Here is a 15,044-nt window from a genome sequence, read left to right on the forward strand (position 1 = left end):
CCAAAGCGAGCTTTCACGCACACTCCTTGTAGGAGGTTGTAGGGAACAGTCACATTATATTTACGCTCCGTAGTTGTGGTGGTATGACATGCGACTATTCGACTGGTTTGTCCAGCCGTGTGTCCGTGAAAGTTCGCTTTCGGTGACGGCATGCCAAGGGCCCCCGGCCACCCGCCGAGGGCCCTACTGGTGTCCGCCAGGTACTGGCCGGTGCCCGCCAGGTGCTAGAACGTGCCCAGCTTCACGATCGACAGCAGTGCCAGCAGCTGGATCGAGGACGCGCCCAGCGCCTTCGGCCACGGCAGGTCGTGTGACTTGCTGACCATCAGGGTGAGGAGCGCGCCGGCCGCGACCCAGGTCGCCCAGCCCAGGAGCTGTACGAACGACGCGTCGCCGCCGAAGAACATCGCGACGACCAGACGCGGCGCGTCCGTGAGGGACATGATCAGCATGGAGAGGCCGACCGTGGGCTGCCAGGCGCCGTCGCCGCCGAGCTGGCGGGCCAGCGTGTGGGTGACCACGCCCAGGACGAGCGAGCTCAGCACCATCGCCACGGCCGTCGTCAGGACGATCGGGATCGCGTTGGAGAGCGTCGCGTTTATCGCGTCCTTGCGGGCGCCGTCGAAGCCGAAGACCGCGAGCATTCCGTAGAGGAACGTGACGATGAGGGCGGGGCCCCACATCGTGTAGTCCCGCATCTGGAGGAACGTCTGGTTGGGGGCGACGACGATGCCCTTCAGCAGTTCCTTCCAGTGCAGCCGCGGACCGACCGGGCCCGCCGGGGCCGCCGCACCGGCGTGGTACGTACCACCCTGGTTGTACTGGTCGTACTGGTGGTGGTCGTCGACCGAGAAGGCCTGGGTGTTACCCGGGTTGTTCGCGGCGTACGGGTCGTACGGGGCGCCGCCGGGGCCGCTGCCCGGAGCACCGGGCCCACCCGGACCACCGGGGCCGCCGTACGGGGCGTCGCCGCCGAAGTACTCCGGCTCGTCGCCGCTCTGTCCGCCCTGGCCGCCGTATCCGCCGCCGTTCGCCTGCGGCCACTGGCCGCCGCCCGCGCCCGTGCTGCCGCCGTACTGCGGCCGCTGCTGCTGCGGGTACGGCTGCTGGGCCGAGGGGTAGCCGTACGACGGGCCCGAAGGCCGTGCCGACTGTCCCTGGGGCGCCTGCCCGTACGGGGGTTGTTGCGGTCGCGCTTGGGGGGCGGGGTTGTCCCGGCCGCGTCCGATCCTGAATCCAGCCACGTCATCGAACGTACCTGGTCCGGTCGACTCGTGCGGCTGGGCGGGGCGTACGGGGACGGGTTTGCTGCCGAGCTGTGACATCCCCTAGGGGGCGGATCTGAGGGTGCCTCAGGGGGTCTCACCAGGCCTTGAGGGAGCTTCAGGGTGCACGAAGGCGCCCCGGGTCACCGGACCCGGGGCGCCTTCGTGCACCCGTCATGAGGAACCTGTTACCGCCGTCATGAGGAACCTGTTACCGCACTTGCTGCGCTACTGCACCGGCGTCGGCTCCGGCGCGTTCTCGGTCTCCGTCTCGCCCGCCGGGGGCTCGTCGTCGGTGACGGGGGTCTTGACCGACTCCAGGAGGAGCTGGGCGACGTCCACGACCGTGATGGACTCCTTGGCCTTGCCCTCGTTCTTCTTGCCGTTGACCGAGTCCGTGAGCATCACCAGGCAGAACGGGCAGGCGGTGGAGACGATGTCCGGGTTCAGGGACAGGGCCTCGTCGACGCGCTCGTTGTTGATGCGCTTGCCGATCCGCTCCTCCATCCACATCCGCGCGCCGCCGGCGCCGCAGCAGAAGCCGCGCTCCTTGTGGCGGTGCATCTCCTGCTGACGCAGGCCCGGGACGGCCGACATGATCTCGCGCGGGGGCGAGTAGATCTTGTTGTGGCGGCCCAGGTAGCACGGGTCGTGGTAGGTGATGATGCCCTCGACCGGGGTCACCGGGATCAGCTTGCCCTCGTCCACCAGGTGCTGGAGCAACTGGGTGTGGTGGATGACCTCGTAGTCGCCGCCGAGCTGCGGGTACTCGTTGCCGATGGTGTTGAGGCAGTGCGGGCAGGTGGCGACGATCTTCTTCGCCGACTTCGGCTTGCGGGACTCCTCGGTCACCTTGCCGTCGTCGTCCAGCTCCTCGCCGAACGCCGTGTTCAGCGCCATGACGTTCTCCATGCCGAGCTCCTGGAACAGCGGCTCGTTGCCGAGACGCCGCGCCGAGTCACCCGTGCACTTCTCGTCGCCGCCCATGATCGCGAACTTGACGCCCGCGATGTGCAGCAGCTCGGCGAAGGCCTTCGTGGTCTTCTTCGCGCGGTCTTCCAGGGCTCCCGCGCAGCCGACCCAGTACAGGTACTCGACCTCGGTCAGGTCCTCGATGTCCTTGCCGACGACCGGGATCTCGAAGTCGACCTCCTTGAGCCACTCGAGGCGCTGCTTCTTCGCCAGGCCCCAGGGGTTGCCCTTCTTCTCCAGGTTCTTGAGCATCGTGCCCGCCTCGGACGGGAACGCGGACTCGATCATCACCTGGTAGCGGCGCATGTCGACGATGTGGTCGACGTGCTCGATGTCCACCGGGCACTGCTCGACGCAGGCGCCGCAGGTGGTGCAGGACCACAGGACGTCCGGGTCGATGACGCCGTTCTCCTCGGCGGTGCCGATCAGCGGGCGCTCGGCCTCGGCCAGAGCGGCCGCGGGGACGTCCTTCAGCTGCTCCTCGGAGCCCTTCTCCTCGCCCTCCGCCGTCTTGCCGCCGCCGGCGAGCAGGTACGGCGCCTTGGCGTGCGCGTGGTCGCGCAGCGACATGATCAGGAGCTTGGGGGAGAGCGGCTTGCCGGTGTTCCAGGCGGGGCACTGCGACTGGCAGCGGCCGCACTCGGTGCAGGTGGAGAAGTCCAGCAGGCCCTTCCAGGAGAACTGCTCGACCTGGGAGACGCCGAAGACGTCGTCGTCGCCGGGGTCGGTGAAGTCGATCGGCTTGCCGCCCGAGGTCATCGGGAGCAGCGCGCCGAGCGAGGTCTCGCCCTTGGCGTTGCGCTTGAACCAGATGTTCGGGAAGGCGAGGAAGCGGTGCCAGGCGACGCCCATGTCCGTCTTGAGGGCGACCGTGATCATCCAGATGAAGGAGGTCGCGATCTTCAGGCCGGCGAAGAAGTAGGTGAGGTTCTGGAGCGTGGAGACGTCCAGGCCCTCCAGCGCCGACACCACGGGGTACGAGATGAAGAACGAGGCCTCGTAGCCGTCCACATGGTGCTGGGCGCCCTCCAGCGCGTGCAGCATGAAGATGCAGACGCCGACGATGAGGATGACGGCCTCGACGAAGTACGCCTGGCCGAAGTTGGAGCCGGCGAAGCGGGACTTGCGTCCCGGCTTGTTCGGCTTGTTCAGCTGGCGGATCACGATGAGGGTCAGGATGCCGAGGACCGTCATCGTGCCGATGAACTCGACGAAGACGTTGTACGGCGCCCACTCGCCGATGATCGGCAGCATCCAGTCGGCCTGGAACAGCTGGCCGACGGCGTTGACGATCGTCAGCAGCAGCGAGAAGAAGCCCACCGCCACGAACCAGTGCGCGACACCGACGATGCCCCAGCGGTTCATCCGGGTATGGCCGAGGAACTCCCTGGCCACGGTGACGGTGCGCTGGACGGGCTCGTCGGTGCGGGTGCCCGCGGGCACGCTCTGGCCGAGCCGCATGAAGTTGTAGATCTGAAGGATCGCGCGGGCGAACAGGGCCACGCCGACCACGATCAGAACCAGCGACACGATGATCGCGGCGAGTTGCATTTGGGGGCTCCTCGGGCCTGCGAGGGACTTCGGTGGAGATTACTAAGCGGTAACTTATGTAGTCCGTCTGAGAGTACCCCTCATTCTGCGTCGCACTGTAGCGGGGTGTGGAGTGATCTGAGTCGCTCAGGGTTGCCTCAGAACTCGAGATAAACCCGGCCGTGTTATTCGTACCAAATTGGTACATTTATGACTAATTTATAGCCGTGCTCTACGGGATTGTCGCTGCCGCCACCGCCCTGCTCCTCGCCGCCGTACTCGCCGCGCTGCTGCGCGTGCCCGCACTGAGACTCGGGCTGATCGACCGGCGGCAGCGGCAACGACGGGTTCCGCTGTTCGGGGGCGCCGCCGTCGCGCTCGCCACCTGTCTCGTCTCGGTCGCCGGGGACTGGACGGGCGTGGCGCCCCTCGGGGAGGGCATCGAGGCGCTGCTCGTCGCGGGAGGCGCCGTCGCCGCGCTCGGGCTCGTCGCGGACGTCTGGCGGCTCAAGGCGCGGTTCCTGGTGGTCGGGACGGCCGTCGCGGCGGCCTTCGTGGTGCCCTACGGCGACACCGGGCCGGTCGCCGCGGCGGTGGGCGTCGGCTGGATCACCTTCGTGGCCCTCGCCTTCCGGGCGCTCGACCACGCCGACGGGGTGGCCGGGACCGTCGGGGTCGTCACCGCCTTCGGAGTGGCCGCGTGCGTCGCCGTCGAGGTCATGGACGGGCTGGTGGTGCTGCTCAGCGTGCTCGCCGCCGCGCTGACCGGGTTCCTCATGCACAACTGGCCCCCCGCGCGTGTCGCCCTCGGGACGTGCGGGTCGCTCTTCGCGGGCTTCCTGCTCGCCGCGGCCGCCGTGATCGCCCGCGCGGGGCACGATCCGGTCGTCGGCGCGGGGGTGCTGTTCGCGCTCACCGCGGTCGCCGGGGCCGACGTCCTGCTGGTGGCCGTGTCCCGGCGGCTGGCCGGACGGCCCCTGCTGCGCGCCGCGCCCGACCATCTCGCCCACCGGCTGCGACGGCTCGGGCTCACTCCTCAGGGCGTGAGCGTCCTGCTCGGCGTCGCGGCCTTCGGCGCGGTGCTCGTCGGAGTGCTGGTGCACGGCGGGTGGGCGGACGCGCGGGCCGTGCTGTGGGTGGCCGGCGTGGCGGCCGTCGTCCCGCTCGGGCTGCTGCGGGTCCCGGTGTACGGGCCGCCACGCGCGCGTGCGCCACGGCCGCGCGATGCGCGCGCGCCACAGACGGACGGCTCCCGGGCCCGTCGCGCCCGTCGGGCCCGTCCCGCCTCCCGAGAGGCCGCCTCCCGAGGGGCCGCCTCCCGGGAGGTGCGTCCCGCGCCCGTGTACGGGCCCCGGCGTCAACCCGAGGCCGCTGCGGGTCACCCGGAGTTCGGAGTGAGGCGGGCCACGCCGTCCGTGTCGTCGCAGGTCAACGCTGGATTGCGTGTAAGGAACGGATAAGAGTTGAGCGGGTCCGACTCAGGTCTGTTGACCCGAAGGCGAGCCTCGTGCACACTTGAGTCCGTTCCACTCAAGTCAGCTGGAGGAAGATCACCATGGCACGTGCGGTCGGCATCGACCTGGGCACAACCAACTCCGTCGTAAGCGTTCTGGAGGGCGGCGAGCCCACCGTCATCACCAACGCCGAGGGTGCCAGGACCACGCCGTCCGTCGTCGCCTTCGCGAAGAACGGCGAGGTGCTTGTCGGCGAGGTCGCCAAGCGCCAGGCGGTCACCAACGTGGACCGGACCATCCGTTCGGTGAAGCGTCACATGGGCACCGACTGGACGATCGAGCTCGACGGGAAGCACTTCAACCCGCAGCAGATGAGCGCCTTCATCCTGCAGAAGCTCAAGCGCGACGCCGAGGCGTACCTGGGCGAGAAGGTGGCCGACGCGGTCATCACCGTCCCGGCGTACTTCAACGACTCCGAGCGTCAGGCGACGAAGGAAGCCGGCGAGATCGCCGGTCTCAACGTCCTTCGTATCGTCAACGAGCCCACCGCGGCCGCGCTCGCGTACGGCCTCGACAAGGACGACCAGACGATCCTCGTCTTCGACCTCGGCGGCGGCACGTTCGACGTGTCCCTCCTGGAGATCGGTGACGGCGTCGTCGAGGTGAAGGCCACCAACGGCGACAACCACCTCGGCGGCGACGACTGGGACCAGCGCGTCGTCGACTACCTGGTGCAGCAGTTCAAGGCCGGCCACGGCGTGGACCTCGCCAAGGACAAGATGGCGCTGCAGCGTCTGCGCGAGGCCGCCGAGAAGGCGAAGATCGAGCTGTCCTCGTCCACCGAGACCTCGATCAACCTGCCCTACATCACGGCGTCCGCCGAGGGCCCGCTGCACCTGGACGAGAAGCTCACCCGCGCCCAGTTCCAGCAGCTGACGGCCGACCTGCTGGAGCGCTGCAAGACGCCGTTCCACAACGTCATCAAGGACGCCGGGATCAACCTCTCCGAGATCGACCACGTCGTTCTCGTGGGCGGCTCCACCCGTATGCCCGCCGTCGCCGAGCTCGTCAAGGAGCTGACCGGCGGTCAGGACGCCAACAAGGGCGTGAACCCGGACGAGGTCGTCGCCATCGGCGCCGCGCTCCAGGCCGGTGTCCTCAAGGGCGAGGTCAAGGACGTCCTGCTGCTCGACGTGACCCCGCTGTCCCTCGGCATCGAGACCAAGGGAGGGATCATGACCAAGCTCATCGAGCGCAACACCACGATCCCGACCAAGCGCTCGGAGATCTTCACGACGGCCGAGGACAACCAGCCGTCCGTCCAGATCCAGGTCTACCAGGGCGAGCGCGAGATCGCGGCCTACAACAAGAAGCTCGGCATGTTCGAGCTGACCGGTCTGCCGCCCGCCCCGCGCGGCGTCCCGCAGATCGAGGTCGCCTTCGACATCGACGCCAACGGCATCATGCACGTGACCGCGAAGGACCTGGGCACGGGCAAGGAGCAGAAGATGACCGTCACCGGCGGCTCCTCGCTGCCGAAGGACGAGGTCGACCGCATGCGCCAGGAGGCCGAGCAGTACGCGGACGAGGACCACCGTCGCCGCGAGGCCGCCGAGGCCCGCAACCAGGGCGAGCAGCTCGTCTACCAGACGGAGAAGTTCCTCAAGGACAACGAGGACAAGGTCCCGGCCGAGGTCAAGACCGAGGTCGAGGCCGCCGTCGAGGAGCTGAAGGCCGCGCTCAAGGGCGAGGACACCGCCGAGATCCGCACGGCCACCGAGAAGGTCGCCGCCGTCTCGCAGAAGGTCGGCCAGGCCATGTACGCCGAGGCCGGCGCGCAGGGCGCCGAGGCCCCCCAGGCCGACGCCCCGCGAGCTGACGACGACGTCGTGGACGCCGAGATCGTGGACGACGAGCGCAAGGACGGTGCCGCGTGACGGAGGAGACCCCGGGCTTCGAGGAGAAGCCCGACGTCCCCTCCGGCGCCACCCCTGACGACGCCGAGCCGAAGGCCGCCCCCACCTCCGCTGCGGCGGAGGGGGCGGCCCCGGCCGGGGACGCGAACCAGACAGCCGGTCTGGTGGCCCAGTTGGACCAGGTGCGCACCGCCCTCGGCGAGCGCACCGCGGACCTCCAGCGGCTCCAGGCCGAGTACCAGAACTACCGCCGCCGGGTCGAGCGCGACCGGATCGCGGTCAAGGAGATCGCCATCGCGAACCTCCTGACCGAGCTCCTGCCCGTGCTCGACGACATCGGTCGCGCGCGGGACCACGGCGAACTCGTCGGCGGCTTCAAGTCGGTGGCCGAGTCGCTGGAGGTCGTCGCGGCGAAGATGGGCCTGCAGCAGTTCGGCAAGGAGGGCGAGCCCTTCGACCCGACGATCCACGAAGCCCTCATGCACTCGTACGCGCCCGACGTCACCGAGACGACGTGCGTGGCGATTCTGCAGCCGGGGTATCGCTTCGGCGAGCGCACCATCCGCCCCGCGCGGGTGGCCGTCGCCGAACCGCAGCCCGGGGCGCAGCCCGTGAAGGCCGAGGACGGCACCGAGGCAGGCGAGGACAAGGACAACGGCCCTGAGGAGGGCTGACGTAGACAGCCAGCGGAACACCGGAAAGGGGGCACGTCGAGGATGAGCACCAAGGACTTCATCGAGAAGGACTTCTACAAGGTCCTCGGCGTCCCCAAGGACGCCACCGAGGCCGAGATCAAGAAGGCGTACCGGAAGCTCGCCCGCGAGTTCCATCCGGACGCCAACAAGGGCAACGCCAAGGCCGAGGAGCGCTTCAAGGAGATCTCCGAGGCGAACGACGTCCTGGGAGACCCCAAGAAGCGCAAGGAGTACGACGACGCGCGCGCTCTCTTCGGCAACGGCGGCTTCCGCCCGGGCCCGGGCGCGGGCGGCTCGTTCAACTTCGACCTGGGCGACCTCTTCGGAGGCGGCGCCCAGGGCGGCGGCGCCCAGGGCGGCTTCGGCGGCGGCATCGGGGACGTGTTCGGCGGCCTGTTCAACCGAGGCGGCGCGGGCGGTCCGACCCGTACCCAGCCCCGGCGCGGGCAGGACATCGACACCGAGGTCACCCTCACCTTCACCGAGGCGATCGAGGGGGCGACGGTTCCGCTGCGCATGTCCTCGCAGGCTCCCTGCAAGGCGTGTTCGGGCACCGGCGACAAGAACGGCACACCGCGCGTGTGCCCGACCTGCGTCGGCACCGGCCAGGTGGCGCGGGGCTCCGGCGGAGGGTTCTCCCTCACCGACCCCTGCCCCGACTGCAAGGGCCGCGGTCTGATCGCCGAGCATCCGTGCCTGGACTGCAAGGGCAGCGGTCGCGCGAAGTCGTCCCGGACCATGCAGGTCCGCATCCCCGCGGGGGTGACGGACGGACAGCGCATCCGCCTGCGCGGCAAGGGCGGTCCGGGCGAACGGGGCGGCCCGTCGGGCGACCTGTACGTCGTCGTCCATGTCGGCGTGCACCCCGTCTTCGGCCGTAAGGAAGACAACCTGACGGTGACCGTGCCGGTGACGTTCACCGAGGCGGCGCTCGGCGGCGAGATCAGGGTGCCGACGCTCGGTGGACCGTCCCTCACCCTGAAGCTGCCGCCCGGCACGCCCAACGGCCGCACCATGCGGGCGCGGGGCAAGGGCGCGGTCCGCAAGGACGGCACGCGCGGCGACCTCCTGGTCACCGTCGAGGTGAGTGTGCCCAAGGACCTGTCGGGGAAGGCTCGTGACGCGCTGGAGGCGTATCGCGAGGCGACCGTGGGCGAGGACCCGCGGGCGGAGCTGTTCGAGGCCGCGAAGGGAGCCTGAGAGTGATGGACGGCCGTCGACGTAACCCGTATGAACTGACCGAGGAGACCCCGGTCTACGTCATCTCGGTGGCGGCCCAGCTCTCCGGCCTGCACCCGCAGACCCTGCGTCAGTACGACCGCCTGGGCCTCGTCTCCCCCGACCGCACCGCCGGCCGGGGCCGACGCTACTCGGCCCGGGACATCGAACTGCTCCGCACGGTGCAGGCGCTGTCCCAGGACGAGGGCATCAACCTGGCTGGCATCAAGCGGATCATCGAACTGGAGAACCAGGTCGCCGCGCTCCAGTCCCGCGTCGCGGAAATGGAATCGGCGCTGGACGGCGCGGCTGCGGCCATGCAGCAACGCGAAGCGGCGGTGCACGCCTCGTACCGCCGGGACCTGGTGCCGTACCAGGAGGTCCAGCAGACGAGCGCGCTGGTGGTGTGGCGACCCAAGCGGCAGCAGTCGTCCGACTAGTCGTCCGACTGAGGCATACGCGTGCATATGAGGGAGGGGCGGCCTGGTGCCGCCCCTTTCCCGTGCTTGCTTGGTTGCTCGCTCGTTGCTGTGGGTCAGTCGCCGATGCCCATGTTCGGCGTCGGCGGTTCGTAGCCGGGGGGTTGCTGCTGCGGCTGTTGGGCGGGGGCGGTGGGCGGACGGGCGGTGACGCCCTGGGGGCGGCCCGCCTGCCAGAGGTGTGCGCCGGGGACGCGGGGGGTGGGGGCGGCGGCCGGTTTCGGGGTGGCCGGCGCGGGGGCGGCCGGCGCGGGGGCTGCCATGTTCTGGCTTTGATCCGGGCGGCGCCAGCGTTCCGGGATCTCGTGCGTGCGCCGGACGGCGTTCTCGTCGCCCGCTGCCGCCGCCGCGACGGCGCGTGCGCGCAGGGCGCTCTGGCGGGCGATCGGGGAGAAGCCGGGGGCGGCGTTGCCGGTCTCGGACGGCAGTCCGCGGAGGCCCATCTGGTTCAGCTCGGCCTGGATCCCCGTCTCGGGGGCGAATATCTCGCGCGGCAACTGCCAGGAGGCGGCGCCGTCCACGTCGACGCGGTGTTCATGGCCGTCGACGGCGAAGGTGAGGCCGTAGCCGATGTACTGGTCGTCCCTGTCGAACAGCAGGTCGCCGGAGATCTCGCCGCCCCGGTCGCGGACCTCGTTCGCGAGGACCTGGAGGGCGGGCGGGAGCGGGTTGGTGCGGCCGAGGCTGGTGACGTAGCCGTCGGCCTTGGCCACCCGGGGTTCCTTGGTCTCCTGGTCGATGTAGGGGACCTGGAAGTGGGTCTCTCCCTCTGCGTCCTGGTAGGTCTCGATGGCTCCGACGCGGGCCTGGATGAAGGTCAGACGCTTTTTCTGACCTTCCTTGTCCTGTCCGTACGTCTCCATCATCGCCGGGAACTGGACCTGGTGCTTCAGCGCGGGCGGCGTTCCCGTGCCGACGATCGTGACGTGGGCGTCGGGATTCTGGATCAGGATGATCTCCGCGTTGGCGACGGCGGTTCCGCCCGTGCCCACGACGATCCACTCCTTGGCGGCATGGGGGTCGAAACGGCTCTCGGCGACCTCGTCGCCCAGCAGCGCCCGACCCGGCGCCGCCTCGCGTGCCGACTCCCACTTCTGCGTCGATTCGAGGGCGGTGAAGCAGTTGCCCATGCGGGCGGCGTCCGCGGTGCCCAGGCCGGAGGTGAGGGACTCCCGCAGCGACGGGAAGGAGTTCAGGGCGTCGAGGACGGTGCGGGTGTCCGCGCCTCCCCGCTCGGCCTGGGTCAGCCAGGCGCGTATGTCGCTTGCTTCGGCGAGCCCCTGGCCCTCCAGCTCCCGCAGACGGTCGCTGATCAGGCGTACGGCCTCGCCGCGGCTCTCCACTCCGGAGGCTCCGCGCGGCGTTCCGGGCACGAGTTCCGGCGTCAGACCGGTGGCGATGCCGGGGGTTCCGTCGCAGGCGACCCAGAGCGGGTCCGCGCTCTCCTTGCCGTCGTCGCCCAACGGCCGGACCTCGGCGAGGAGTTCGCCGTTCCGGCCGAGCCGCAGCCGGGCATGGCCGTTCACCAGGTCGCCCTGGGTGGCCAGTTGGTCCTCCCAGACGCGGACGGCGTGGATGGAGATGCGGTTCCGGGGATCCTGGACCGCCGAGTACGGGTCGACGCCCATCCATTCGGCGAGATCCCGGTCCTGGTCTGCGGACTGGACGATTCCGTCGCCGGGGTCCAGGTGCCAGCGGCCGACGCCGTCGATCAAGAGGGCGTCCGGGTCGCGTCCCGTGAGGCTCGCTCCGCCGCCGATCACCACCTGCCGCAGGGGGAACTGCCCGGCGGCGAGCTGCCCCTCCAGGTTCTGCACGGTGCGCTCGCTGACCTGGGCGCGGTAGCCCGCCCACGCCGTGGCAGAGGCTTCCAACTCGTCGCGGGGGAGGGGGAGGCCGTTCTGGTCGTAGCCGGGGAGGGGCATGGTGACGTCCCGGCGCCCGATGAACGCGTCGACCTGGCGGTCGGCACGGAGGGCTGCGTCCCGGGAGGCCTGTAGGGCGGTGGCGTCGGCGGGGGAGAGGTGTTCTATGGGGTGGGCGAGGGTGTCGACCAGGAGGCGGGCATCAGGCGAGAGGTGCGGCGTCGATGCGAAGAATCGCTTCCGGGCGGCGGCGTTCTGCGCCTGGAACGCCTCCTCGTCGGCCACGGCGGCCACCGGCCGAAGGCCTGTGTCGTCGAGCAGCGCCGAGAAGTCGGCCCGAGCCTGTATTCGTTCTTGCTCCGACAGGTCAGCCCCGGCGTTGCGATCCGCGAGCCAGTTCAACTGGCCGACGCGCCCATGATCCTGGCTCGACAGTTCGGGCCGGTCACCGATTTCGGTCCCCTGGTTCAGGAGATTCTCGCGTACCGGCGCAAGCCCTTCACCGGAACGGTCGCGTACGGCGACGAGTTCTCCGACCTCGTGGGCGAGGACGCGGGACAGGTGTTCGCTCGGCAGCCGGTCGGATATCTGCAGGAGGTAATAGCCCGACGTCGTGTTCGTCACCGTGTATGCGAGAGTGCCCGTTTCCATCGGAATGGCATCCACGCAGATCTTGGCGGAACCGCCCTGGGAGTCCTCCAGAAGGAAGTGCTCCCTTTCTTCCCTTGTACCCTCTACTTTATGAAATGCGCCGAAACGTTCCCCCAGGACGATGGACGCCACGGCTCCCAGATCGCGTTCCGCCGCCGCGACCAGCGTCGCCTGCCGGGCACGCAGCTGTGCGTCAGTGGCCTCTTCGGATTCCGGTAGCAGCACGTCCCCCGTACCTTCCGTCTACATGTTCATCAACGGCCCGTAGGATCATGTCATGTTGACTGCGCGCTCAGCCTTCGAAGCCCACCTCTACATGGATCTGCATCCCTGTGAGTGCGGTTCCGGCGACTTCGATCGGCAGCATCGGCTGGAGCAGCACGGGGATGATCTCGTGGCGGTGTACGAGGGTGCGTGCCGGCAGTGCGGCACGACTTGTCGTTTCGTCTTCCGGATGGCGGAGGAGGTTCCGCCGCCTCCGCCTGCATTCGGTGGACCCGAGCCGTCGCAGATCATCGACCCGGGAGAATTCCTCGACGTCGCTTTCCGGATCGCGGAATCCACCGGGGTTCAGCTGCTCAACACACCTGAATCCGAGCATTACAAGCATCGCGATGCCGTGGCCTATGCGCTCGCCGCTTATGAAGAGGTCATCAAGTTCATCCCGCCGGGGCAGGATGCGGTTCCCGCCAGTGCTTTCACCTCCGAGGTGGGTAAAAGCCGCTACCGGCGGGAGCCGGGCAACTTCCGTCGTGAAGTGCTCGAACTGAGCATCAGGAACTCTCGAGCTGTGCTCGCCGACATCGATGAGGCCGGCACCCCGCCCCCGGGCACCGCCCCCACCGACTGACCGACTGACCGACCGACCGCCCCTACCGATAGCCCCCCGGCTGCTGGCCCGGCCAGTTCGGGGGTGGGCCCTGGGTCCAGCCGCCCGGTTGCTGGGGCCGGCCCTGGTTCGGCCACTGTGGCTGCTGGAAGCCCGGGGCGTAGGGCTGTTGGGGTGTGGTCGGGTACGGCGGCCGGCCGTACGGCTGCTGGGGGGCTGCGATCTGCGTTGTTGCCGCCGCCGCCGCCGCCGGCGACGGTGGCGGTGGCGGGGTGAACTGCGGGAGTGGGGACATGCTCACCCGGTCCAGGAAGACGATGTTGGGGTTGCAGTCCACCGGGTGCACCTGGACCGCGCCGCCCGCCCGGCGTTCCACGACCAGGAGGCTGAACTCGGCGAGGGCCTGGAGCTGGGTGGGCTCGAGGACGTACTCGTAGACGCGCTGTCGTCCCGTCGCCAGGCTGGTGCTGTCGCTGTCGCCGGTGGTGCGGGTCGTGGACTCGTTGGTGGAGTGCGTGACGCTGGTCGAGATGCCGGTCGTCTCGCTGTAGCTGCCGCCGGAGCTGGTGGAGGTCGACGTCGACGCCGAGAAGGGGCTGGCCCCGGCCTGGTAGCTGGTGGAGCTGCTGCTGCCCCAGTTGCTTCCTCGGGTGACGGACTCGCTGTGCGTCGTGCCCCGGCTGACCGACGAGCCGATCGTCCTGGCGACGGAGGTGTTGACCGTGCGCCCCTCGGTGTCCGTCAGCGAGTGCAGGACGAAGGAGTGCTCGCGGCCGATGAAGTCCGCCGCGACATTGGCCTCCTGGTGGTTGCCGAGCTTCATGAACGCGACCGTGCCGCCGCCTATCATCTGCTCCGCCGCGTCCCTCAAGTGCGGGTGGGACAGCACCAGTTGCGCGCCTCTGCGCTCGCAGACCTGCGCCAGCTGTTCCAAGTGGCGGCGTTGCAGACCCTGTTCGCCGAGGGCCACGACGACCGACGGGGCCGTCTCCTCGAAGGTGGACAGCCGTCGCATCACGCTCTGCACGGCCAGGTCCGCCAGCAGCTCGGTGCTCGCCGAGCCCGCGCCGAAGTCCAGGGCGAGGCAGGTGAGATAGCCGGGGCCGCGTCCGCCCCGGGCGGTGCCCAGCTGCTCCAGCGGGTGGACGAAGGACACCAGGCGGAACAGGCTGTCCCGCACCTGGTCCTTGTTCTTGTCGTTCAGCAGGTCGTCCGCGATGCGGTTGCGCTCGTCGCGGCCGAGGCACTTGGTGTCGTCGGTCTCGCCCATCAGGACGCGCAGCCCCGCGCCCAGCCGGGCCAGGGAGACGTCGGCGCCGAGCGCCCCGCACAGCTGGGTCAGGATGCGCGTGTCGACGGCCCGCTCGGCGCGTCCCGCCTCGGGGTTGTCCCCGTGGACGGCCTCGACCAGTGCGTGCACCAGCTCGTGCGGCGCGAGCCCGCCGACGATGCTGCTCTCCGCCATCCGGCCGGGCAGCAGCTGCACGTCGACCGGCACCCCCGCGGCCTCCGCGAGCATCGACAGCTCCCGGCACACCAGCGCCTGGGTCAGGTCGACGACGATGACCGGCCGCTCCTGGAGCGTGGACGTGCCGAAGACGGTGAGGAAGCCCTCGCGGCCGCGCTGGCTGCCGCCGAAGACGTCCAGCCGCCGGGTGTCGGGGCCGATCGGCCGCGTACCCCAGGCGTCGAGGCTGCGGACCCACTGCTCCTGCTGGCTCTCGTGGTACTGCCGGCGCTGCTGCCACACCTGCCAGGAGGACTGGAACCGCTGCTCCAGCGCGCCGTGCTGGGCCGTGAGCGCCCCGGTGGCCGAGGACAGCTTCTGCTGGGCGAGGGCGAGCCGGGCCAGTCCGAGGACGAGGACCACGACGCCGATGATCGCCATCGCGGGGCCGAAGTAGAAGCTCAGGACGAAGCAGGCCGCCGCGACACCGCCGCCGATCTTGAGGGCGGAGCCGCGTCGGTCCTGGTGGTCGAGCCGGGCGGCCGTCGCCTGGTTCTCGTACCCGGCCGCCACCTGCTCCCGCTGCGGTTCGGGCTCGACGAACGGGTGGCGCAGCGATTCGGGGTCACGGTAGATCCAGCCGAGGCGCTGGCCGGCGTCGAAGAGGCGCAGATAGCGGCCGAGCCGTCCGGCCTCGGTGTTCTCGACAGTCATGGGTCAGGG

Annotated in this window: 10 protein-coding genes; 6 read left to right on the forward strand and 4 right to left on the reverse strand. The window is 69.8% G+C overall.

What is annotated here, in order from left to right:
- Positions 1-224 precede the first annotated feature (224 nt).
- Both ACWD4O_RS26470 and ACWD4O_RS26475 read right to left on the reverse strand, forming a co-directional pair.
- Positions 225-1,325, reverse strand: a complete 1,101-nt coding sequence (locus tag ACWD4O_RS26470) for a Yip1 family protein (protein WP_451283438.1) — start codon at positions 1,323-1,325, stop codon at positions 225-227.
- A 168-nt stretch (positions 1,326-1,493) separates the two neighbouring features.
- Positions 1,494-3,788: a (Fe-S)-binding protein gene (locus ACWD4O_RS26475; RefSeq protein WP_451283439.1), complete on the reverse strand. Its 2,295-nt coding sequence runs from the start codon at positions 3,786-3,788 to the stop codon at positions 1,494-1,496.
- 206 nt (positions 3,789-3,994) lie between these two features.
- Here ACWD4O_RS26475 and ACWD4O_RS26480 point away from each other — a divergent pair, with 206 nt between their 5' ends.
- The 5 genes from ACWD4O_RS26480 (at position 3,995) to ACWD4O_RS26500 (ending at position 9,490) form a co-directional block, all read left to right on the forward strand.
- Positions 3,995-5,227, forward strand: coding sequence for an MraY family glycosyltransferase (locus ACWD4O_RS26480; protein ID WP_451283441.1), 1,233 nt, complete (start codon positions 3,995-3,997; stop codon positions 5,225-5,227).
- Between the two features lie 95 nt (positions 5,228-5,322).
- Positions 5,323-7,158, forward strand: a complete 1,836-nt coding sequence (gene dnaK / locus ACWD4O_RS26485) for a molecular chaperone DnaK (protein WP_351918980.1) — start codon at positions 5,323-5,325, stop codon at positions 7,156-7,158.
- Positions 7,155-7,811 (forward strand): nucleotide exchange factor GrpE, encoded by a 657-nt coding sequence (gene grpE / locus ACWD4O_RS26490; RefSeq protein WP_451283443.1) that lies wholly within the window; start codon positions 7,155-7,157, stop codon positions 7,809-7,811. The genes dnaK and grpE overlap by 4 nt, the downstream gene beginning before the upstream one ends.
- A 42-nt stretch (positions 7,812-7,853) precedes the next feature.
- Positions 7,854-9,032, forward strand: a complete 1,179-nt coding sequence (dnaJ, locus tag ACWD4O_RS26495; RefSeq protein WP_451283445.1) for a molecular chaperone DnaJ — start codon at positions 7,854-7,856, stop codon at positions 9,030-9,032.
- A 5-nt stretch (positions 9,033-9,037) separates the two neighbouring features.
- Entirely contained in the window at positions 9,038-9,490 is a 453-nt protein-coding gene (locus tag ACWD4O_RS26500; RefSeq protein ID WP_351918986.1) for a heat shock protein transcriptional repressor HspR, read from the forward strand.
- 95 nt (positions 9,491-9,585) lie between these two features.
- On the opposite strand, the gene ACWD4O_RS26505 is transcribed toward ACWD4O_RS26500, so the two are convergent.
- Positions 9,586-12,045 (reverse strand): hypothetical protein, encoded by a 2,460-nt coding sequence (locus ACWD4O_RS26505; protein ID WP_451283447.1) that lies wholly within the window; start codon positions 12,043-12,045, stop codon positions 9,586-9,588.
- A 277-nt stretch (positions 12,046-12,322) separates the two neighbouring features.
- Here ACWD4O_RS26505 and ACWD4O_RS26510 point away from each other — a divergent pair, with 277 nt between their 5' ends.
- Positions 12,323-12,895 carry a hypothetical protein gene (locus tag ACWD4O_RS26510; protein WP_451283449.1) on the forward strand — a complete coding sequence of 191 codons (573 nt, stop codon included), beginning with the start codon at positions 12,323-12,325 and terminating at the stop codon, positions 12,893-12,895.
- Positions 12,896-12,917: 22 nt separating this feature from the next.
- Here the strand turns inward: ACWD4O_RS26510 and ACWD4O_RS26515 are convergent, their stop codons facing one another.
- On the reverse strand, positions 12,918-15,035 hold the full coding sequence (locus ACWD4O_RS26515; RefSeq protein WP_451283451.1) for a hypothetical protein: 2,118 nt from the start codon (positions 15,033-15,035) through the stop codon (positions 12,918-12,920).
- Positions 15,036-15,044: the final 9 nt, after the last annotated feature.

Source organism: Streptomyces sp. NPDC002623 (assembly GCF_053592635.1).

Bases quoted from the DNA above. Each gene is read 5' to 3' on its own strand.
- ACWD4O_RS26470 (WP_451283438.1), bottom strand. From the start codon at position 1,325: ATGTCACAGCTCGGCAGCAAACCCGTCCCCGTACGCCCCGCCCAGCCG.
- ACWD4O_RS26475 (WP_451283439.1), bottom strand. From the start codon at position 3,788: ATGCAACTCGCCGCGATCATCGTGTCGCTGGTTCTGATCGTGGTCGGC.
- dnaK (WP_351918980.1), top strand. From the start codon at position 5,323: ATGGCACGTGCGGTCGGCATCGACCTGGGCACAACCAACTCCGTCGTA.
- dnaJ (WP_451283445.1), top strand. From the start codon at position 7,854: ATGAGCACCAAGGACTTCATCGAGAAGGACTTCTACAAGGTCCTCGGC.
- ACWD4O_RS26500 (WP_351918986.1), top strand. From the start codon at position 9,038: ATGGACGGCCGTCGACGTAACCCGTATGAACTGACCGAGGAGACCCCG.
- ACWD4O_RS26505 (WP_451283447.1), bottom strand. From the start codon at position 12,045: ATGGAAACGGGCACTCTCGCATACACGGTGACGAACACGACGTCGGGC.
- ACWD4O_RS26510 (WP_451283449.1), top strand. From the start codon at position 12,323: ATGTTGACTGCGCGCTCAGCCTTCGAAGCCCACCTCTACATGGATCTG.
- ACWD4O_RS26515 (WP_451283451.1), bottom strand. From the start codon at position 15,035: ATGACTGTCGAGAACACCGAGGCCGGACGGCTCGGCCGCTATCTGCGC.